This window comes from Citrobacter sp. Ct235 (assembly GCF_030332305.1).
Lineage (GTDB): Bacteria > Pseudomonadota > Gammaproteobacteria > Enterobacterales > Enterobacteriaceae > Citrobacter_A > Citrobacter_A telavivensis.
This window is the reverse complement of sequence record NZ_JAOWIC010000044.1, coordinates 26,036-47,107: the sequence shown is the minus strand read 5'-3', so window position 1 is coordinate 47,107 and position 21,072 is coordinate 26,036. Positions and strand designations below refer to the sequence as shown.

The window sequence follows — 21,072 nt, the reverse complement described above, 5'->3', positions numbered from 1 at the left end:
CATTATTCTCCTTGCGGCGCGGCTGCCGGGGCTTCTGCCTGCGGTGCTTCAGGCGCAGGGACGGGAGCCGCTTCAGACGGTGCGGCAGCCGGTTGTGCCAGCAGGTTGCGTACGCGGGTTTGCATCAGTTTTTCGAGGATCGCCTGGCTTTGCAGCGTTTCCGGTACGTTCATCGTGATGCTCTGCTGGCTTAGCTTGTCCACTTCCTCAAGGAACGCTTTCGTCGTGGCGTCGTCGGTATCGTAGTAAGCACGTACCCAGGTGGAGACGTTATCCAGCGCCTGACGGTAGGTCTCTTCCTGATGGCGCGGCACTGCCTGTGCGGCAACCAGCAGACGAGAGCGGATATTTTCCCGCAGATAAACATCCTGATTCGGCGCTAACAGCGGGACGGCGGTATCATCGCGACGGCGGATGGTGATAAAGCTGTCCATAAAGTTCTGCCAGCTTTTTTGCAGATTGACGCGCCACTCGCTGATCGAACTGGAAAGCTCAGGGCTGTCGGAGTCCATCGGCGAACCGTCGCTGTCGTTGTCTGCCAGACGCAGGTTATCTATCTGGTTAGAGAGCTGGTTAATTTTCAGGATGATGCCGTCGTAATCGACCTGAGCCACAGAGGAAAGGCTGGCGATATCATCGGTGATTGCCCGGCGCGCGGTAATCAGGCTGGGATCGTTCATGTCCGCGAGGCTCGCATCTGCACTTTTGAGCAGCGCGGCCGCCGTCGTGACATCCTGATCGCTCCACAGCTTACGCCCGGCCAGTTTGACCAGGAAATCGGCCTGCGCGAGCAGCCAGGTTTTGGCATCGCTGCCGGAGATGGTGGCGACTTTCTGTTGGACTTCATCCAACTGTTTCGCCAGCTCAGTTTGCTGACGGTTGGCCTGCTCCAGTTGTGCTGCCTGCTGTTTAATGACGCCTTCCAGTTCCGCTTTTTGGCTTTCCTGCGCTTTTTGCAGCGCGGTCAGCTGATTAGCCAGCGCATCGCTGGTTGCGGTCTGCGTGGTCGCCTGTTGTTTTCCCCAGCCATAGAGCCCAACACCTGCGGCCAGCGCAATGGCAATCGCCACCGCACTCAGTATCAGCGCAGTGCCGTTTTTACTCTTTTTTTCAGCAGTAGCTGGCTGTGGCTGAGTCTCCACGGCCTCCCTGGTCTCTTCAACCACGGCGGAGGATTTTTCTTGTTCCGTCATTATGGCTTCCCATTATGAGAGTTATTGTAATGCGCGCAGTAGCGCATCGTTGTCGGCGTTATCAGCGACCTTAATATCTTGCCAGCCCAGTTCCCGGGCGAGGTGCGCCAGACGCTCGCTGACGACGATAAGCCGACAGCGTAGTAACCAGTTTTCACGATACCACTGCGGGATCAGCGCGTTGAGCTGTTGCAGCATTTCCCCGCTGGTGACCACTACCGTTGTCACGCCGCGCGACTGCCAGCGCATCGCTTCTTGTGCTCCATCGTAATGTTTAGCACTACGTTGATAACATTCATAAAACGTGACATCAGCGCCGCGTGCCGTTAGGGTTTCACCTAACAGCTCGCGACCGCCGTTGCCGCGTAAAATCAGCGCACGTTTGCCCGCAATATTTTGTAATTCAGGTAATTGTAGCAAGACTTCGCTGATTTCCCGATCCAGCGGATAGCGAATGTCGTATCCGCTGACGGTATGCAGTGCCAGAGCGGTCGTGCGACCAATGGCAAAATAGCGCGCGGCGGCGGGCCACTTCAGCCCTTCACGTTCCAGTTGCGCATGGGCAAAAGAGACCGCGTGCTGTGATAACACAAAGAGCAGATCGTTATCGGTGATCGCCGAAAACGCCCCGGCCAGCCGCGATAAATCCCGACCCGGGGTAAATTCGATGAGCGGAAAACTCCAGGCCTCCTGCCCCAGTGTGCGCAGACGGCTCACTAACGCTTCCCCTGCGGGAGACGGGCGGGTGACCAGGATACTCATGCGGGGGATTCTCCGTTATAGACCTCTGTCAGAATGGCGCGCGCACCGTTATCCAGCAGCTCTTCGGCCAGTGAAATGCCCATCTGTTCCGCCTGTTCGGGCGAGCCACGGCGCTCTCCGCGTACCATTTGCGAACCGTCCGGTGCACCGACCAGCGCACGTAGCCAAATCTCACCGTTATTGAATTCAGCATAGCTGCCAATGGGCACCTGACAGCCTCCTTCCAGGCGGGTATTCATCGCACGTTCGGCTTTGACGCGCAGTGCGGTAATTTCATCATTCAGCGGCGCCAGCAACGCCTGAGTCCGGCTGTCGTCGAGGCGGCATTCGATGCCCACCGCGCCTTGTCCCACGGCCGGCAGCGACACTTCTGGCGGTAGCGCAGTGCGAATACGTGATTCCAGCCCTAAGCGTTTTAAACCGGCAACGGCCAGGATAATGGCATCGTAGTCGCCGTTATCCAGCTTGCTCAGGCGGGTTCCAACGTTGCCGCGCAGAGAACGGATGACGAGATCCGGACGGCGTTCAGCCAGTTGACACTGACGGCGTAAACTGGAGGTTCCCACGATGCTGCCAGCAGGCAGTTCATCAAGGGTGTTGTAAGTGTTCGAGACAAAGGCGTCGCGCGGATCTTCGCGTTCGCAGATGGTGACCAGTCCCAGACCTTCCGGGAATTCGACCGGAACATCTTTCATCGAGTGCACCGCGATGTCGGCACGTTTTTCGAGCAGCGCAACTTCCAGCTCTTTTACGAACAAGCCTTTACCGCCTACTTTCGCCAGTGGGGTATCAAGAATTACGTCGCCACGCGTCACCATAGGCACCAGTTCCACGACCAGGCTGGGGTGGTTCGCCATCAGGGCGTCTTTGACATAATGTGCCTGCCAGAGCGCAAGGGGGCTTTGGCGTGTGGCAATTCTTAAAACATTGTCTAACATGCTTGTTACCGTCATTATCGTCCGTGGTTCATCCTAACATCCTTACAAGTGGGATGTCAGTGTTACGGTCAAAGGTAAGTCAAGGATAAGGCGCTGCGTTGCGGCTGGCACTATTTAATGACGAGGAACCGTCCGATCGTACCTCAGAATTTACGCGAAGCGATTAGTGCTACACTTGTATGTAGCGCATCTTTCTTTACGGTCAATGAGCAAGGTGTTAAATTGATCACGTTTTAGACCATTTTTTCGACTGAACGCACAAAAAAAAGGTCGTAAAAGGTAACGGTTATTTTTGTCATTTGGTTTATCCCGAATGGTGGTGGTTGTTGGTAAGCGGATCGCGCTGCGGCAATCGACAGCATGACGGGTAGCAACATCAGGCGATACGTCTTGTACCTCTATATTGAGACTCTGAAACAGAGGCTGGATGCCATTAATCAACTGCGTGTAGATCGCGCGCTTGCTGCCATGGGCCCTGCTTTCCAGCAGGTATACAGTCTTCTGCCGACATTATTGCACTATCACCATCCGCTGATGCCAGGGTACCTTGATGGTAACGTTCCCAGAGGCATTTGCTTCTACACGCCTGATGAAACCCAACGCCACTATCTGAACGAACTGGAACTGTATCGCGGTCTGGCACCGCAGGATCCGCCAAAAGGTGAACTGCCGATCACCGGCGTTTACTCTATGGGCAGCACCTCCTCTGTGGGACAAAGCTGTTCGTCGGATCTCGATATCTGGGTGTGCCACCAGTCCTGGCTCGACAGCGACGAACGGCAACTGTTGCAGCGTAAATGTAGCCTGCTGGAAAGCTGGGCTGCCTCGCTGGGAGTGGAAGTCAGCTTCTTCCTGATTGATGAAAACCGTTTCCGCCATAATGAAAGCGGCAGTCTGGGGGGTGAAGACTGTGGCTCGACGCAGCACATTCTGCTGCTGGATGAATTCTATCGTACCGCGGTGCGTCTTGCCGGTAAGCGTATTCTGTGGAATATGGTGCCGGGCGATGAAGAAGAGCATTACGACGACTACGTCATGACGCTCTACGCCCAGGGCGTGCTCACGCCGAACGAATGGTTGGATCTGGGCGGCTTAAGCTCGCTCTCCGCTGAAGAGTACTTTGGCGCAAGCCTCTGGCAACTGTATAAAAGTATCGATTCACCGTACAAAGCGGTGCTGAAAACGCTGCTGCTGGAAGCCTACTCCTGGGAATATCCCAATCCACGCCTGTTGGCGAAAGACATTAAACAGCGCCTGCATGATGGTGAGATCGTCTCGTTTGGTCTTGACCCATACTGCATGATGCTGGAACGCGTGACCGAATACCTCACGGCGATTGAAGACCCGACGCGCCTGGATTTGGTGCGCCGATGTTTCTATTTAAAAGTGTGTGAGAAACTGAGCCGCGAACGCGCCTGCGTGGGCTGGCGTCGTGAAGTGCTCAGTCAGTTAGTGAGTGAGTGGGGATGGGACGACGCCCGTCTGTCTATGCTCGACAACCGGGCGAACTGGAAGATCGATCAGGTGCGTGAAGCGCACAACGAACTGCTCGATGCCATGATGCAGAGCTACCGTAATCTGATCCGCTTTGCGCGTCGTAATAATCTCAGCGTCAGCGCCAGCCCGCAGGATATTGGCGTTCTGACCCGTAAGCTGTATGCCGCGTTTGAAGCGTTGCCGGGTAAAGTCACGCTGGTAAACCCGCAGATTTCACCGGACCTCTCCGAACCGAATTTAACGTTTATCCACGTTCCGCCGGGTCGTGCCAACCGTTCAGGTTGGTATCTCTACAACCGTGCGCCAAACATGGATTCCATCATCAGCCATCAGCCGCTGGAATATAACCGCTATCTGAACAAGCTGGTGGCCTGGGCGTGGTTTAACGGTCTGCTGACGTCGCGCACGCATCTGTTTATTAAGGGCAATGGCATTGTCGATCTGCCGAAGTTGCAGGAGATGGTGGCCGATGTGTCGCACCACTTCCCGCTGCGCCTGCCTGCACCGACGCCGAAAGCGCTCTACAGCCCGTGTGAAATTCGCCATCTGGCGATTATCGTCAATCTCGAATATGACCCGACGGCGGCGTTCCGCAATCAGGTGGTCCATTTTGACTTCCGTAAGCTGGATGTCTTCAGTTTTGGCGAAGAGCAGAATTGCCTGGTGGGCAGCGTAGATCTGCTGTATCGCAACTCGTGGAACGAAGTGCGAACGCTGCATTTCAACGGCGAACAGGCGATGATAGAAGCGCTGAAAACGATTCTGGGCAAAATGCACCAGGACGCCGCGCCACCCGATAGCGTAGAAGTGTTCTGCTACAGCCAGCATCTGCGCGGTTTGATTCGTACCCGCGTGCAGCAGTTGGTTTCAGAGTGCATTGAGCTTCGTCTCTCCAGTACCCGTCAGGAGACAGGACGCTTTAAGGCGCTGCGCGTTTCCGGTCAAACCTGGGGTCTGTTCTTTGAACGCCTGAACGTGTCGGTACAGAAGCTGGAAAACGCCATCGAATTCTACGGCGCGATATCGCATAACAAACTGCATGGTCTGTCCGTTCAGGTGGAGACCAATCAGGTGAAACTGCCGTCGGTCGTGGATGGTTTCGCCAGCGAGGGAATTATTCAGTTCTTCTTTGAAGAGACTGGCGATGAGAAGGGCTTTAACATCTACATTCTGGACGAGAGTAATCGTGCGGAAGTGTATCACCACTGCGAAGGCAGCAAAGAGGAGCTGGTGCGCGATGTCAGCCGTTTCTACTCCTCATCGCACGACCGCTTTACCTACGGCTCCAGCTTCATCAACTTCAACCTGCCGCAGTTCTATCAGATTGTGAACACGGAAGGGCGCGCACAGGTGATCCCGTTCCGCGCGCAGTCGCTTGGTAACGTTCCGCCAGCCAATCAGGATAACGACACGCCGCAGTTGCAGCAGTATTTCTCGTAATGGTTTTGCCGGATGCCATCCGGCAAATAAGACTTAACGAAAGCTGACGTCTTCGCCCGCCTGGTGCGTAGCCGCCTGTTCCAGCAGATCCCAGAAGGTTTCCCCGCTTCGGTCACAAACCCATTCGTCGCCTTTCAGGTCGAAATGGTAGCCGCCCTGTTTGGTCGCCAGCCACACCTGGTGCAGCGGCTCCTGACGGTTGATAATGATTTTGCTGCCGTTTTCAAAGCTAATGGTCAGCACGCCGCCGTTGATTTCACAGTCGATATCGCTGTCGCCATCCCAGTCGTCAAGACGCTCTTCGATGGTCATCCACAGGGTATCGGCCAGGCGATGAAATTCACTGTCGTTCATTGTCGTTTCCCGTTTTTCGTGATGGCGGCAGTATAACCTGAAACAAATCGCGTTGCAGATTACAGGCAAACTCTTGCTTTTACGCCTTCTCCTGCGATGATAGAAAACAGAAAGTATGAACTTACAGGCAATCCATAATGAAAAACGTGTTTCAGGCACTCGCTGTTCTTCTCACTCTGTTCAGCCTGACGGGGTGTGGCCTCAAAGGGCCACTCTACTTCCCACCGGTTGATAAAACCGCACCGCCGCCGACTAAACCGGTTGATACACAAACGCAATCAACTCAGCCCGAACAAAACGATCGTGCTACGGGAGATGGGCCTTCCCAGGTGAACTACTGACGGTGTGTTTCTGTACCCGCGTGAACGGAGTGAACAATGCAATTCTCTAAAATGCATGGCCTTGGCAACGATTTTATGGTCGTCGACGCGGTAACGCAGAATGTCTTTTTTTCGCCAGAATTGATCCGTCGCTTATCAGACAGACATCTGGGGGTGGGATTTGATCAACTGCTGGTGGTTGAACCTCCGTACGATCCTGAGCTGGATTTTCATTACCGCATTTTTAATGCCGACGGCAGCGAAGTGTCGCAATGCGGGAATGGCGCGCGCTGCTTTGCCCGTTTTGTGCGCCTCAAAGGGTTAACCAACAAACGTGACATTCGCGTCAGCACGGCGAATGGGCGGATGGTGCTGAGCGTGACGGACGATGAACTGGTGCGCGTCAACATGGGCGAACCCAACTTTGAACCGTCGCAGGTGCCTTTTCGCGCTAACAAAGCGGAAAAGACTTATATTATGCGAGCAGCGGAACAAACAATATTGTGCGGTGTGGTTTCAATGGGCAACCCGCACTGCGTGATTCAGGTCGATGATGTCGACACGGCGACCGTGGAAACGCTGGGACCGGTTCTGGAAAGCCACGAACGTTTTCCTGAACGGGCAAATATTGGTTTTATGCAGGTCGTGAAGCGCGAGCATATTCGTTTACGCGTTTATGAGCGCGGTGCGGGAGAGACGCAGGCTTGTGGGAGCGGCGCATGCGCGGCCGTCGCCGTCGGCATCCAACAAGGTTTGCTGGCGGAAGAAGTCCGCGTGGAATTACCTGGCGGTCGCCTTGATATCGCCTGGAAAGGCCCGGGTCATCCGTTATACATGACTGGCCCGGCGGCACATGTCTATGACGGGTTTATCCATCTATGAAGCAACCAGGGGAAGAACTACAGGAAACGCTTACGGAACTCGATGACCGGGCGGTCGTCGACTATCTGCAGAAAAACCCTGAGTTTTTTATCCGCAACGCGCATGCTGTGGAAGCCATGCGGGTGCCGCATCCGGTGCGAGGCACCGTCTCGCTCGTCGAGTGGCATATGGCCCGCGCGCGCAACCACATCAACGTCCTTGAAGAAAACATGTCGTTGTTGATGGCGCAGGCGAATGCGAACGAAAGCCTGTTTTATCGCCTGCTGCATTTGCAGGGACGTCTGGTCGCAGCCACCAGCCTTGATGATATGCTGATGCGCTTTCATCGCTGGGCGCGTGAACTGGGCCTTGCCGGTGCGACGGTGCGTCTGTTTCCCGATCGCTGGCGTCTCGGCGCGCCGTCGAGCTATACCCATCTGGCGTTAAGCCGTCAGGCCTTCGAACCGCTGCGGATACAGCGGCTGGGGCAGGAACAGCACTATCTGGGCACCCTGAATGGTCCGGAACTGCTGGTGGTGCTTCCCGAGGCGAAGGCGATTGGTTCGGTGGCGATGTCGATGCTGGGACGTGACGGCGATCTGGGCGTCATTCTGTTCAGCAGTCGCGATATGCATCACTATCAGGCGGGCCAGGGAACGCAACTCTTGCATGAAATTGCGCTGATGATGCCGGATCTGCTGGAGCGCTGGATTGAACGTGTATGACGGACTTCACCACCGATGTTACCCGCTTTCTGCGCTATCTGGGCGTAGAACGCCAGCTTAGCCCCATCACGCTGAAGAACTATCAGCGTCAGCTTGATGCCATCATCGCCCTGGCCGGAGAAGCCGGGCTGCAAAGTTGGCAACAATGTGACGCTGCAATGGTGCGCAGTTTTGCGGTGCGCAGTCGCCGCAAAGGCCTTGGGCCCGCGAGCCTCGCGCTACGTCTTTCTGCTCTGCGCAGTTTCTTCGACTGGATGGTCAGCGAAGGCAAGCTGAAAGCCAATCCGGCGAAAGGGGTACAGGCACCCAAAGCGCCGCGCCATTTGCCGAAAAATATCGACGTTGATGACGTTAACCGTCTGCTGGATATCGATCTTAACGATCCACTCGCCGTGCGCGACCGCGCGATGCTCGAGGTGATGTACGGCGCGGGTCTGCGTTTGTCGGAACTGGTGGGACTGGATATCAAACATCTGGATCTCGACACCGGCGAAGTGTGGGTGATGGGGAAAGGCAGCAAAGAGCGTCGCCTGCCTATTGGTCGCAATGCGGTCGCGTGGATTGAGCACTGGCTGGATCTGCGCGGGCTGTTTGGCAGTGATGAAGACGCGCTGTTTTTGTCAAAGCTGGGCAACCGTATATCCGCGCGCAACGTGCAAAAGCGTTTTGCCGAATGGGGCATTAAGCAGGGGTTAAACAGCCACGTGCATCCACATAAGCTGCGTCACTCCTTTGCCACGCATATGCTGGAGTCGAGCGGCGACCTGCGAGGCGTACAGGAACTGTTGGGGCACGCCAACCTCTCGACCACGCAAATCTATACTCATCTTGATTTTCAACACCTGGCCTCGGTGTACGATGCGGCGCATCCACGCGCCAAACGGGGGAAATAATGCGTTTTTACCGGTCTCCAGGACCCATCTCAGCGATCACTTTCGATCTCGATGACACCCTTTACGATAACCGTCCGGTTATCCAGCGCACCGAGCAGGAAGCGCTCGCCTTTGTGCAAAGCTACCATCCGGCACTCCGTACACTACAAAATGCCGACCTGCAACGTTTGCGTCAGGCGGTGCGTGAAGCCGAGCCGGAAATTTATCACGACGTGACCCGCTGGCGGCATCGCGCTGTTGAGCGGGCGATGCTGAACGCCGGGCTTTCCGCGGAAGAGGCGGTGGCTGGTGCGAACGCCGCGATGATGAACTTTGCGAAGTGGCGCAGTCGGGTCGATGTCCCGCAAGAGACACACGATACGCTGAAAGCCTTAGCGAAAAAGTGGCCGCTGGTGGCGATCACCAACGGTAACGCGCAGCCGGAACTGTTTGGCCTCGGCGATTACTTCGAATTTGTACTGCGTGCCGGTCCGGACGGACGTTCAAAACCGTTCAGTGATATGTACTTCCTGGCGGCGGAAAAGCTGAATGTACCGATCGGCGAGATCCTGCACGTGGGCGACGATCTGACGACCGACGTTGCCGGGGCGATCCGCAGCGGATTGCAGGCCTGCTGGATCAAGCCAGAAAATGCTGACCTGATGCACACCGTTGACAGCCGTTTACTGCCGCATATCGAAATTTCACAGTTGGCATCTCTGACCTCGCTGATATAATCACCCGCAGTTCTGTATAAAATTCCAGGGTTTTGGCGGATGGCGCTACGCTTATCTGCCCTACGCTGACTGCGATCACGTAGGCCCGATAAGCGAAGCGCCATCGGGCATTTCGCAGTTTATCTATTCCTAACGCGGCGGTGCCAATGGACGTTTCTTACCTGCTCGACAGCCTCAATGATAAACAGCGCGAAGCGGTGGCCGCGCCACGTAGCAACATGCTGGTTCTCGCGGGGGCGGGGAGTGGTAAAACACGCGTGCTGGTACACCGTATCGCCTGGCTGTTGACGGTAGAAAATAACTCGCCGTACTCGATTATGGCGGTCACCTTTACCAACAAAGCGGCGGCGGAGATGCGTCACCGCATCGGCCAGATTATGGGCACCAGCCAGGGCGGCATGTGGGTGGGCACCTTCCACGGTCTGGCGCACCGACTGCTGCGCGCGCATCACATGGATGCGAATTTGCCGCAGGACTTCCAAATCCTTGACAGTGAAGACCAGCTGCGCCTGCTTAAGCGTCTGATCAAGGCGATGAACCTCGACGAGAAGCAGTGGCCGGCGCGTCAGGCGATGTGGTACATCAACGGGCAGAAAGACGAAGGTCTGCGCCCGCATCATATTCAGAGCTTTGGTAACCCGATTGAGCAAACCTGGCAAAAGGTTTATCAGGCCTATCAGGAAGCGTGCGATCGTGCGGGACTGGTGGATTTCGCCGAACTGCTGCTGCGCGCGCATGAGTTGTGGCTCAACAAGCCGCATATTCTTCAGCACTACCGCGAGCGTTTCACCAATATCCTGGTGGACGAATTCCAGGATACCAACAACATTCAGTATGCCTGGATTCGTCTGCTGGCTGGCGATACCGGCAAAGTGATGATTGTCGGCGATGACGACCAGTCTATCTATGGCTGGCGCGGCGCGCAGGTAGAGAACATCCAGCGCTTCCTGAACGACTTCCCCGGCGCACAAACGATCCGCCTTGAGCAGAACTACCGCTCAACCAGCAATATCCTCAGCGCGGCTAACGCCCTGATCGAGAACAACAACGGGCGTCTGGGTAAAAAACTGTGGACCGATGGCGTCGAAGGCGAGCCGATTTCGCTCTACTGCGCGTTTAACGAATTGGATGAAGCGCGTTTTGTCGTCAACCGGATCAAAACCTGGCAGGACAACGGCGGTGCGCTTGAGCAGTGCGCCATTCTCTATCGCAGTAACGCCCAGTCGCGTGTGCTGGAAGAGGCATTGTTACAGGCCAGCATGCCGTACCGTATCTACGGTGGCATGCGCTTCTTCGAACGTCAGGAAATCAAAGACGCCCTCTCTTATCTGCGTTTGATTGCAAACCGCAATGATGACGCTGCCTTTGAACGCGTGGTGAATACCCCAACGCGCGGGATTGGCGATCGGACGCTGGACGTGGTGCGCCAGGCTTCGCGCGATCGCCAGCTCACGCTGTGGCAGGCGTGTCGTGAACTGTTGCAGGAAAAAGCGCTGGCCGGTCGTGCCGCCAGTGCGTTGCAACGTTTTATGGAACTGATCGACGCGCTGGCGCAGGAAACCGCCGACATGCCGCTGCATGTGCAGACCGACCGGGTGATTAAAGACTCAGGCCTGCGCATGATGTATGAGCAGGAGAAAGGCGAGAAAGGCCAGACGCGCATCGAGAACTTAGAGGAACTGGTGACGGCGACGCGCCAGTTCAGCTACAACGAAGAAGACGAAGACCTGATGCCGTTGCAGGCATTTCTCTCCCATGCGGCGCTGGAAGCGGGCGAAGGGCAGGCGGATACCTGGCAGGACGCGGTACAGCTCATGACGCTGCACTCGGCGAAGGGGCTGGAGTTCCCGCAGGTGTTTATCGTCGGGATGGAAGAGGGGATGTTCCCCAGCCAGATGTCGCTGGATGAGGGCGGACGACTTGAAGAAGAGCGTCGTCTGGCCTACGTCGGCGTGACCCGTGCGATGCAAAAACTGACGTTAACCTATGCCGAAACGCGCCGGCTGTATGGCAAAGAGGTGTATCACCGTCCATCACGCTTCATCGGCGAGTTGCCGGAAGAGTGCGTTGAAGAGGTGCGCCTGCGTGCAACGATCAGCCGTCCGGTAAGCCATCAGCGGATGGGGACGCCGATGGCGGAGAACGACACCGGCTACAAGCTGGGCCAGCGTGTGCGTCATGCTAAGTTCGGCGAGGGCACCATTGTGAATCTGGAAGGCAGCGGCGAACACAGCCGGTTGCAGGTGGCCTTCCAGGGACAGGGAATCAAATGGCTCGTCGCCGCGTATGCGAAGCTGGAAACGGTCTAACTTATAGATAAATATCACTTAAATTTCCCTCTCTGCTAACCTTTCTGCATAAGGGGAAATTATTACTTTTTCGCGTTTCGTTGCGTGTTGACGGCAAATTTTTGCTGGCGTAACATGCGCGCACGATTACGCTAAGAGGACATTCGCCTTGGACACACCCAGTAGATACTGGCTCATTATCCTGTCATCCAGGATCAACTCCTAAGGCTATCCCTTTTTGCTGATAGCCTTAGCGGTTGTCAGCGACCTTCTCTATTTTCCCGTCGCGCTGAGTCAGGCTGTTTAATGGTCTGAAACCCAATTGTTTCTGTGTGCCCACCGAACTGTCCGATATTTTTAAGCATTGGGAGTCCCGGTCATGTTGAGCGCATTTCAACTGGAAAATAACCGACTCATCCGGCTGGAAGTCGAAGAGTCACAAACCCTGATTGATGCCGTATGGGTCGACCTGGTCGAGCCGGACGACGACGAGCGACTGCGCGTACAATCTGAGCTGGGCCAAAGCCTGGCGACACGTCCTGAACTGGAAGACATCGAAGCATCCGCCCGTTTCTTCGAAGACGAAGACGGTCTGCACATCCACTCCTTTTTCTTCTTCGAAGATGCGGAAGACCACGCGGGTAACTCCACCGTGGCATTCACCATTCGCGATGGCCGCCTGTTTACTCTGCGTGAACGTGAGCTGCCCGCGTTTCGTCTGTATCGTATGCGTGCTCGTAGCCAGGCCATGGTTGACGGTAACGCCTACGAACTGCTGCTGGATCTGTTCGAAACCAAAATCGAGCAATTGGCGGATGAAATTGAAAACATCTACAGCGATCTGGAAGAGCTGAGTCGGGTGATTATGGAAGGTCATCAGGGCGATGAGTACGATGAGGCGCTCTCGACGCTGGCGGAACTGGAAGATATCGGCTGGAAAGTTCGCCTGTGTCTGATGGATACCCAGCGCGCACTGAACTTCCTGGTTCGCAAAGCGCGTTTGCCGGGCGGACAACTGGAACAGGCGCGCGAGATCCTGCGAGATATCGAATCCCTGCTGCCGCACAACGAATCCCTGTTCCAGAAAGTGAACTTCCTGATGCAGGCGGCGATGGGCTTTATCAACATCGAGCAGAACCGGATCATCAAGATCTTCTCGGTGGTTTCCGTGGTTTTCCTACCGCCGACGCTGGTGGCATCCAGCTATGGGATGAACTTCGAGTTCATGCCTGAACTGCGCTGGAGCTTTGGTTATCCGGGCGCGATTATCTTCATGCTGCTCGCAGGCCTGGCGCCGTATCTGTACTTTAAGCGCAAGAACTGGCTGTAATTGTCATGCCGGATGGCGCTTCGCTTATCCGGCCTACAAAAAGTACATCATCGTAGGCCGGATAAGGCACAGCCGCCATCCGGCAACCCCCTAACTCCGACGTCCCCGTCTCTGCGTATAAATCGCATCCGTCACGAAGATCGCCAGCGCGACCCAGATAAAGGCGAACGTCACCATTTTATCCGATCCTGGAACCTCCCCGTAGAACGTCACGGCCAGCAGGAACATTAGCGTCGGGCCGATGTACTGGAAAAAGCCCAGCGTAGAAAGCCGCAGACGGGTCGCCGCACCGGTGAAGCACAGCAGCGGCACCGTGGTCACCACCCCGGCGGCAATCAGCAGCAGGTTGAGCGACATCGGGTTCTGTCCCATATGGCTGGTTGAGCTGTCGGCGATGCCGAACAGGTATATTGCGGCAATGGGCAGCAGCCACAGGGTTTCCACCAGCATCCCGGTTTGCGCTTCAACGGCGATTTTCTTGCGCACCAGACCGTAAAAAGCAAAACTGAACGCCAGTCCCAGCGCGATAATGGGCAATGAGCCGAAGGTCCAGAGCTGCACCAGAACGCCACAGGTCGCCAGAATCACCGCCAGCCACTGCATCCGGCGAAAGCGTTCACCGAGAAAAAGCATCCCCAACACAATATTCACCAGCGGGTTGATAAAGTAACCCAGGCTGGCTTCCAGCATATGGTGGTTGTTTACCGCCCAGATAAACAGCAGCCAGTTACCCCCCACGAGTACCGCAGAGAGCGCCAGCAGGAAGATCTTTTTCGGCGTTTGCAGCAGCGCCTTCACGCTCGACCACTGACGGCTGATGCTGATCAGCGCCACCATAAAGAAAAACGACCAGATCACGCGATGGGTCAGGATTTCATCTGCGGGGACGTAATAAATTAGCTTGAAGTACGCCGGAGCGATCCCCCAAATAAAATAGGCGGCAAGAGCGAGTAACACGCCCAGCCGCGTTTGTTTTGCATCCATCGGGAAAACTCATGTCTGAAATGTAACAGCAGTTTACCTGTTTTTACCCCACCATATAAGTGGCGGTAGCGCTGGCAATATAAAGCCGGTCTTCGTTATGCAGTTCCACACGAGCCACGGCGACTTTGTTCCCCGCGCGCAGCAGACTGCTGGTGGCGGTAAAGCGATTGCCCCGACCCGGACGCAGGTAGTCCACGCGCAGATCGATGGTCCCCATGCGGGACAGACGCTGACGCAGTTCGTCTTCACTGATGGTTTCATGGCGCGTCAGGGTACTGCCGACACACACCAGTCCGGCTGCCACGTCCAGAGCAGAGGCTATCACTCCGCCATGCAGAATGCTCTGCGCCCAGTTCCCGACCATCATTGGCTGATTATTAAAGGCCAGTTGGGCAAATTCTTTTTCGTAGCGCTCCAGTTCCAGTCCCAGCGCCCGGTTAAACGGCATGTGATAGACAAACATTTCGCCCACGAGCTTCAGGGCTTGCTCAGCAGTCAGTACGGCAGACATACGATTTCGACACTCCAATGGTTAATGAAATGTTGATGTTATGCTTCTTAAATGTTGTTTTCCACTTTAAGACGGGATAACTAACGAGGTGGTGTGTAAATATGTAAAATGGTTGGCAGAATAATAAACAAATCAAAAATCTTTCGTTCAGGAGAACAACAAGAATGCGGGCGATTCTGGCTTGGTTGCTACCAGCAGCAATGCTGCCGCTGACGGCGTATGCGCAAGAGGCGACGGTGAAAGAGGTTCATGATGCACCGGCGGTGCGGGGCAGTATTATCGCCAATATGCTGCAGGAGCATGATAATCCTTTTACGCTTTACCCCTACGATACGAACTACCTGATCTACACCAATACCAGCGACATGAACAAAGAAGCGATTAGTTCCTACAACTGGTCCGAAAACGCCCGCAAAGATGAAGTGAAGTTCCAACTGAGTCTGGCGTTTCCGATCTGGCGTGGGATTGCGGGGCCAAACTCGGTTCTGGGCGCCTCGTATACGCAGAAGTCCTGGTGGCAGCTATCCAACACAGAAGAGTCGTCGCCCTTTCGTGAAACCAACTACGAACCGCAGCTGTTCCTGGGCTTTGCGACGGATTATCGCGTTGCCGGATGGACACTGCGCGACGTGGAAATGGGTTACAACCATGATTCGAACGGGCGTTCCGATCCGACATCACGTAGCTGGAACCGACTTTACACGCGCCTGATGGCGGAAAACGGTAACTGGCTGGTGGAGGTCAAACCGTGGTACGTCATCGGCAGTACCGACGATAACCCGGATATCACCAAATACATGGGCTATTATCAGCTTAAGGTCGGCTATCATCTGGGTGATGCGGTGCTGAGCGCGAAGGGCCAGTACAACTGGAATACCGGTTATGGCGGTGCGGAGCTGGGACTGAGTTATCCGATGACGAAGCATATTCGTCTCTATACCCAGGTGTATAGCGGGTACGGCGAATCGCTGATCGACTATAACTTTAATCAGACGCGTGTCGGTGTGGGCGTGATGCTCAACGATATCTTCTGATCGATGATTGTGTTTTAAACATTGCAGTTTCTCCCTCAGGCGCTGAAAATAGCGCCTGTTTTGATTTAAGCGAACGGGGTTAATGTGGCGCAGGCGGAAGTGTTGAATCTGGAATCAGGTGCTAAACAGGTTTTGCAAGAAACCTTTGGCTACCAACAGTTTCGCCCGGGTCAGGAAGCGATCATCGACACCGTCGTTTCGGGGCGCGACTGCCTGGTCGTGATGCCGACCGGGGGCGGAAAATCCCTCTGCTATCAAATCCCTGCCTTATTGCTCAACGGTCTGACCGTGGTCGTTTCGCCGCTGATCTCCCTGATGAAAGATCAGGTCGACCAACTGTTGGCGAACGGCGTGGCGGCCGCCTGTCTGAACTCGACGCAAACCCGCGAGCAGCAGCTTGAGGTGATGACAGGGTGTCGCACCGGGCAAATCCGTCTGCTCTATATCGCCCCTGAACGCCTGATGCTGGATAACTTCCTTGAGCATCTGGCGCACTGGAATCCGGTGTTACTGGCCGTGGACGAAGCGCACTGCATCTCGCAGTGGGGGCATGACTTCCGCCCGGAATATGCCGCACTCGGGCAGCTCAGACAGCGTTTTCCTGCACTGCCGTTCGTCGCGCTGACCGCGACAGCTGATGAAACCACGCGGCTGGACATTGTTCGCCTGCTGGGGCTGAACGATCCCTTAATCCAGATCAGCAGTTTTGACCGGCCAAACATTCGCTACATGCTGATGGAGAAGTTTAAACCGCTCGATCAGTTGATGCGCTACGTGCAGGAACAGCGCGGTAAATCCGGGATTATTTACTGTAACAGCCGTGCGAAGGTGGAAGACACCGCCGCGCGTCTGCAAAGCCGGGGTATTAGCGCCGCCGCGTACCATGCGGGGCTGGAAAATCACATCCGTGCCGACGTGCAGGAGAAATTCCAGCGCGACGATCTGCAAATCGTGGTGGCGACCGTCGCCTTTGGCATGGGCATCAACAAACCCAACGTGCGTTTTGTGGTGCATTTCGATATTCCCCGCAACATTGAATCTTACTACCAGGAAACCGGTCGCGCCGGGCGTGACGGCCTGCCTGCGGAGGCAATGCTGTTTTACGATCCGGCGGATATGGCGTGGCTGCGCCGTTGCCTGGAAGAAAAACCGCAGGGGCAGCTACAGGATATTGAACGGCATAAGCTAAACGCGATGGGCGCGTTTGCCGAGGCGCAAACCTGCCGTCGTCTGGTGCTGCTTAACTACTTCGGTGAAGGGCGTCAGGAGCCGTGCGGCAACTGCGATATCTGTCTCGATCCGCCAAAACAGTACGACGGTCTGATGGATGCGCGCAAAGCGCTGTCGACGATTTATCGCGTTAACCAGCGCTTCGGGATGGGCTACGTCGTGGAGGTGCTGCGCGGCGCGAATAGTCAGCGTATCCGCGAACTGGCACACGATAAACTGCCGGTGTATGGCATTGGTCGTGAGCAGAGCCACGAACACTGGGTGAGCGTGATCCGCCAGTTGATTCACCTGGGGCTGGTGACGCAGAACATTGCTCACCATTCGGCGCTCCAGCTCACCGAAGCCGCGCGTCCGGTGCTGCGAGGCGAGGTCGCGCTGCAACTCGCGGTGCCGCGTATTGTCGCCCTGAAACCACGCGTGATGCAGAAATCCTTTGGCGGCAATTACGATCGCAAACTGTTCGCCAAACTGCGCAAGCTGCGTAAAGCCATTGCCGATGAAGAGAACATCCCGCCATACGTCGTCTTTAACGATGCCACGCTGATAGAGATGGCGGAACAGATGCCGGTTTCCGCGAGCGAAATGCTCAGCGTCAATGGGGTGGGAATGCGTAAACTGGAGCGCTTCGGTAAAGAGTTTATGGCGCTGATCCGCGCCCACGTCGATGGTGATGACGAAGAGTAGTCAGCCGGGCAAAAAAGTGCCAGGATGGTGACTCACTGAACTGTTTCCCCCGCGAGTATTTTCGATCATGCTAATGTTATTTCTCACCGTGGCGATGGTGCACATTGTGGCACTGATGAGCCCAGGGCCGGATTTCTTTTTTGTCTCGCAGACGGCGGTCAGCCGCTCGCGCAAAGAAGCGATGATGGGTGTGTTGGGCATTACCTGTGGCGTCATGGTCTGGGCGGGCATCGCGCTGCTCGGCCTGCATCTGATCATCGAAAAAATGGCCTGGCTACACACTATTATCATGGTGGGCGGCGGTCTGTATCTGTGCTGGATGGGTTACCAGATGCTGCGTGGGGCGTTGAAAAAGCAGGATGTTGCCGCCCCCACGCCGCAGGTTGAGCTGGCGCAAAGCGGCCGCAGTTTCCTGAAGGGGTTACTGACGAATCTGGCTAACCCGAAAGCCATCATCTACTTCGGTTCGGTCTTTTCTCTGTTCGTCGGCGACAGCGTCGGTACCGCCGCGCGCTGGGGGATTTTCGTGCTGATTATTGTTGAGACCTTCGCGTGGTTTACCGTGGTCGCCAGCCTGTTTGCGCTACCGAAAATGCGTCGCGGCTATCAGCGCATGGCGAAATGGATCGACGGTTTTGCCGGGGCGTTGTTCGCTGGATTTGGTATCCACCTGATCATTTCGCGATAAGTCTTCGTGCCGGATACGCGCCAGCCGCTATCCGGCAACCTGTCAGGCATGGCGTGCTGACGCCAGTAGTGCACCCACCAGCATAAACAGCGAACCGAACACTTTGTTTAACGCTTTCATCTGCTTCGGCCCTTTGATCCACAAGGCGATACGCTGCGCCAGCGTGGCGTAACCGATCATCACCACGATATCGACCACAATGGTGGTCACGCCAAGCACGATGTACTGCATCAGCTGCGGTTCCTTTGGCATCACGAACTGCGGGAAAAGGGCTGCCAGAAAGACGATGCTTTTGGGGTTCGTCAGATTCACGAATACCGCGCGTTTGAACAGGCGACCGCGTGACTGGGTCTGGGCCATTGTATTCAGGTCAATGGCCCCGGCGGCGCGCCATTGCTGAATACCTAACCAAATCAGATAGGCGGCGCCCGCCCATTTCAGCACCTCAAAGGCGATGACGGAGCGTGAAAACAGGGTACCCAGACCCACGCCGACCAGCACGATATGAATGCCCAGCCCGGCCTGTAACCCGGCAATCGACGCCGCTGCGCCGCGATAGCCGTGATTAATGGAAGTCGTCATGGTGTTGATGGCGCCAGAACCGGGTGAAAGGCTCAAAATTATGGATGTCAGCAGGTAGGCGAACCACCATTCGAAGGTCATGAGAAACTCCCTGATTGTCGGTTTTTATGCCACAATACGCTACTGTCACAGTAAAGTGTTACGCGCTACTGAAAAAACGATTTTTACCTGGTAAACGAGGCTGGATACCCGATGTTTCAGCAGCAAAAAGACTGGGAAACGAGAGAAAACGCGTTTGCGGCTTTTTCCATGGGGCCGTTAACAGACTTCTGGCGTCAGCGCGAGGAAGCGGAATTGACCGGTGTGGGCCGGGTGCCGGTGCGCTTTGTCCGGTTTCGCGCTGAGCATAACGATCGTGTCATCGTCATCTGCCCGGGGCGAATAGAAAGCTATGTGAAGTACGCCGAACTGGCGTATGACCTGTTTCATCTGGGCTTTGATATCCTCATTATTGACCATCGCGGCCAGGGACGTTCAGGGCGTATGCTATCGGATCCCAATCGCGGTCATGTCGACAATTTCAACGACTATGTCGATGATTTATCGGCGTTCTGGGAACAAGAAGTTCAGCCGGGGCCGTGGCGTAAACGTTATATTCTGGCGCATTCGATGGGCGGGGCGATTGCGACGCTGTTTTTGCAGCGTCATCCGCATCAGTGCGATGCTATCGCGCTCTGTGCGCCGATGTTTGGTATTGTAATGCGGCTGCCGGACTGGATGGTCCGCCATATTCTGGACTGGGCTGAAGGCCATCAGCGTATCCGGGAAGGGTATGCGATAGGCACCGGACGCTGGCGGGCATTGCCTTTTAGCATGAATGTATTAACCCACAGTCGACAGCGCTATCGGCGTAATTTACGTTTTTATGCGGATGAGCCGCAGCTGCGTGTCGGCGGCCCGACCTATCACTGGGTACGGGAAGGCATCCTGGCTGCTGAACAAGCGCTGGCAGGCGCGGGCGATGACGCCACGCCAACTCTGCTGATTCAGGCCGAAGAAGAGCGTGTGGTGGATAACCGCATGCACGAACGTTTTTGTGAACGCCGCGCCGCAGCGGGCCATCCTGTCGAAGGGGGTCATCCGCTGGTCATTAAAGGCGCTTACCATGAGATCCTTTTTGAAAAGGACGCTATGCGCTCAGTTGCGCTTCAGGCTATTGTTGGTTTTTTCAACAAGCATAACTCATCAGCGGAAACCGCTTTGCTCAGAGGTTGAATTTTTATATGTATCAGGTTGTTGCGTCTGATTTAGATGGCACACTGCTTTCTCCCGACCATACCCTATCTCCCTACGCGAAAGAAACGCTGAAGCTATTGACCGCGCGCGGCGTTAATTTTGTCTTTGCGACGGGTCGTCACCATGTCGACGTGGGACAGATCCGCGATAACCTGGGGATTAAGTCCTGGATGATCACCTCCAACGGTGCGCGTGTACATGACATGGACGGAAATCTGGTGTTTACCCATAACCTGGATCGCGATATTGCCAGCGATCTGTTTGGGGTGGTGAACACTAACCCGGATATCATTACCAACGTCTATCGTGATGACGAATGGTTTATGAACCGCCATCGTCCGGATGAGATGCGCTTTTTCAAAGAGGCGGTGTTCCATTACACGCTGTTTGAACCCGGTTTACTGGAGCCGGAAGGCGTCAGCAAAGTGTTCTTTACCAGCCATTCTCATGACATTCTGCTGCCGCTGGAACAGGCTATTAATGCGCGCTGGGGCGATCGCGTCAACGTGAGTTTCTCCACGCTCACCTGCCTGGAAGTGATGGCGGGCGGCGTGTCGAAAGGTCATGCGCTGGAAGCGGTTGCCAAAGCGATGGGTTACAGCCTTAAAGACTGCATCGCCTTTGGCGACGGCATGAACGACGCTGAAATGCTGTCGATGGCGGGTAAAGGCTGCATTATGGGCAATGCGCACCAGCGTCTGAAGGATTTGCATCCGGAACTGGAAGTGATTGGCATCAACGTCGATGACGCGGTACCGCACTACCTGCGCGATCTTTTCTTGCGCTAAAATGAATGCTCATTAATT

Annotated in this window: 21 protein-coding genes; 14 read left to right on the top strand and 7 right to left on the bottom strand. The window is 55.5% G+C overall.

The window, feature by feature from the left end; translation table 11 throughout:
* Nucleotides 1–2: 2 nt before the first annotated feature.
* Genes hemX through hemC form a run of 3 tightly spaced genes read right to left on the bottom strand, consistent with a single transcriptional unit; the run spans nt 3 to nt 2,893 of the window.
* On the bottom strand, nt 3–1,193 hold the full coding sequence (hemX, locus tag OGY35_RS11580) for a uroporphyrinogen-III C-methyltransferase (protein ID WP_286632343.1): 1,191 nt from the start codon (nt 1,191–1,193) through the stop codon (nt 3–5).
* Nucleotides 1,194–1,214: 21 nt separating this feature from the next.
* Entirely contained in the window at nt 1,215–1,955 is a 741-nt protein-coding gene (hemD, locus tag OGY35_RS11575; protein ID WP_152400944.1) for a uroporphyrinogen-III synthase, read from the bottom strand.
* Nucleotides 1,952–2,893: a hydroxymethylbilane synthase gene (gene hemC, locus OGY35_RS11570; protein WP_286632342.1), complete on the bottom strand. Its 942-nt coding sequence runs from the start codon at nt 2,891–2,893 to the stop codon at nt 1,952–1,954. The genes hemD and hemC overlap by 4 nt, the downstream gene beginning before the upstream one ends.
* A gap of 390 nt (nt 2,894–3,283) precedes the next feature.
* On the opposite strand from hemC, the gene cyaA reads away from it, so the two are divergent.
* Nucleotides 3,284–5,830: a class I adenylate cyclase gene (cyaA, locus tag OGY35_RS11565; protein WP_152400948.1), complete on the top strand. Its 2,547-nt coding sequence runs from the start codon at nt 3,284–3,286 to the stop codon at nt 5,828–5,830.
* A gap of 33 nt (nt 5,831–5,863) precedes the next feature.
* Here cyaA and cyaY read toward each other — a convergent pair whose 3' ends face one another.
* Complete coding sequence (cyaY, locus tag OGY35_RS11560; RefSeq protein WP_152400950.1) at nt 5,864–6,184, bottom strand: iron donor protein CyaY; 321 nt, start codon at nt 6,182–6,184, stop codon at nt 5,864–5,866.
* A 137-nt stretch (nt 6,185–6,321) separates the two neighbouring features.
* Here cyaY and lptM point away from each other — a divergent pair, with 137 nt between their 5' ends.
* From lptM to corA, 8 genes are all read left to right on the top strand, one after another.
* Nucleotides 6,322–6,525, top strand: coding sequence for an LPS translocon maturation chaperone LptM (lptM, locus tag OGY35_RS11555; protein WP_286632341.1), 204 nt, complete (start codon nt 6,322–6,324; stop codon nt 6,523–6,525).
* 36 nt (nt 6,526–6,561) lie between these two features.
* Nucleotides 6,562–7,386 carry a diaminopimelate epimerase gene (dapF, locus tag OGY35_RS11550; RefSeq protein ID WP_042326115.1) on the top strand — a complete coding sequence of 275 codons (825 nt, stop codon included), beginning with the start codon at nt 6,562–6,564 and terminating at the stop codon, nt 7,384–7,386.
* Nucleotides 7,383–8,090 carry a DUF484 domain-containing protein gene (locus OGY35_RS11545; RefSeq protein WP_061075765.1) on the top strand — a complete coding sequence of 236 codons (708 nt, stop codon included), beginning with the start codon at nt 7,383–7,385 and terminating at the stop codon, nt 8,088–8,090. Before dapF ends, OGY35_RS11545 begins: the two co-directional genes overlap by 4 nt.
* Nucleotides 8,087–8,983 carry a tyrosine recombinase XerC gene (xerC, locus tag OGY35_RS11540; protein WP_152400954.1) on the top strand — a complete coding sequence of 299 codons (897 nt, stop codon included), beginning with the start codon at nt 8,087–8,089 and terminating at the stop codon, nt 8,981–8,983. The genes OGY35_RS11545 and xerC overlap by 4 nt, the downstream gene beginning before the upstream one ends.
* Nucleotides 8,983–9,699, top strand: a complete 717-nt coding sequence (yigB, locus tag OGY35_RS11535; protein WP_152400956.1) for a 5-amino-6-(5-phospho-D-ribitylamino)uracil phosphatase YigB — start codon at nt 8,983–8,985, stop codon at nt 9,697–9,699. Before xerC ends, yigB begins: the two co-directional genes overlap by 1 nt.
* Before the next feature lie 146 nt (nt 9,700–9,845).
* On the top strand, nt 9,846–12,008 hold the full coding sequence (uvrD, locus tag OGY35_RS11530) for a DNA helicase II (RefSeq protein ID WP_152400958.1): 2,163 nt from the start codon (nt 9,846–9,848) through the stop codon (nt 12,006–12,008).
* Nucleotides 12,009–12,156: 148 nt separating this feature from the next.
* Nucleotides 12,157–12,213: a YsgD/CorL family protein gene (gene ysgD / locus OGY35_RS11525; RefSeq protein WP_212723238.1), complete on the top strand. Its 57-nt coding sequence runs from the start codon at nt 12,157–12,159 to the stop codon at nt 12,211–12,213.
* A 153-nt stretch (nt 12,214–12,366) separates the two neighbouring features.
* Nucleotides 12,367–13,317, top strand: coding sequence for a magnesium/cobalt transporter CorA (gene corA, locus OGY35_RS11520; protein ID WP_046492960.1), 951 nt, complete (start codon nt 12,367–12,369; stop codon nt 13,315–13,317).
* A 90-nt stretch (nt 13,318–13,407) separates the two neighbouring features.
* Here corA and rarD read toward each other — a convergent pair whose 3' ends face one another.
* Together rarD and yigI are read right to left on the bottom strand one after the other, a co-directional pair.
* Nucleotides 13,408–14,301, bottom strand: a complete 894-nt coding sequence (gene rarD, locus OGY35_RS11515) for an EamA family transporter RarD (RefSeq protein ID WP_286632340.1) — start codon at nt 14,299–14,301, stop codon at nt 13,408–13,410.
* Nucleotides 14,302–14,344: 43 nt separating this feature from the next.
* The gene (gene yigI / locus OGY35_RS11510) at nt 14,345–14,812 is read right to left on the bottom strand and encodes an acyl-CoA thioesterase YigI (protein WP_152400963.1); all 468 of its coding nucleotides are present in this window, start codon (nt 14,810–14,812) and stop codon (nt 14,345–14,347) included.
* A 164-nt stretch (nt 14,813–14,976) separates the two neighbouring features.
* On the opposite strand from yigI, the gene pldA reads away from it, so the two are divergent.
* The 3 genes from pldA (at nt 14,977) to rhtC (ending at nt 18,448) form a co-directional block, all read left to right on the top strand.
* Entirely contained in the window at nt 14,977–15,846 is an 870-nt protein-coding gene (gene pldA / locus OGY35_RS11505; RefSeq protein ID WP_046493012.1) for a phospholipase A, read from the top strand.
* A gap of 84 nt (nt 15,847–15,930) precedes the next feature.
* On the top strand, nt 15,931–17,760 hold the full coding sequence (gene recQ, locus OGY35_RS11500) for an ATP-dependent DNA helicase RecQ (protein WP_286632339.1): 1,830 nt from the start codon (nt 15,931–15,933) through the stop codon (nt 17,758–17,760).
* A 67-nt stretch (nt 17,761–17,827) separates the two neighbouring features.
* Nucleotides 17,828–18,448 (top strand): threonine export protein RhtC, encoded by a 621-nt coding sequence (rhtC, locus tag OGY35_RS11495; protein WP_042998816.1) that lies wholly within the window; start codon nt 17,828–17,830, stop codon nt 18,446–18,448.
* A 42-nt stretch (nt 18,449–18,490) separates the two neighbouring features.
* On the opposite strand, the gene rhtB is transcribed toward rhtC, so the two are convergent.
* Nucleotides 18,491–19,111, bottom strand: coding sequence for a homoserine/homoserine lactone efflux protein (gene rhtB / locus OGY35_RS11490; protein WP_061075760.1), 621 nt, complete (start codon nt 19,109–19,111; stop codon nt 18,491–18,493).
* A 111-nt stretch (nt 19,112–19,222) separates the two neighbouring features.
* On the opposite strand from rhtB, the gene pldB reads away from it, so the two are divergent.
* Complete coding sequence (gene pldB / locus OGY35_RS11485; protein ID WP_286632338.1) at nt 19,223–20,245, top strand: lysophospholipase L2; 1,023 nt, start codon at nt 19,223–19,225, stop codon at nt 20,243–20,245.
* Between the two features lie 8 nt (nt 20,246–20,253).
* Entirely contained in the window at nt 20,254–21,054 is an 801-nt protein-coding gene (gene yigL, locus OGY35_RS11480; RefSeq protein WP_152400969.1) for a sugar/pyridoxal phosphate phosphatase YigL, read from the top strand.
* The last annotated feature ends 18 nt before the right edge of the window (nt 21,055–21,072 follow it).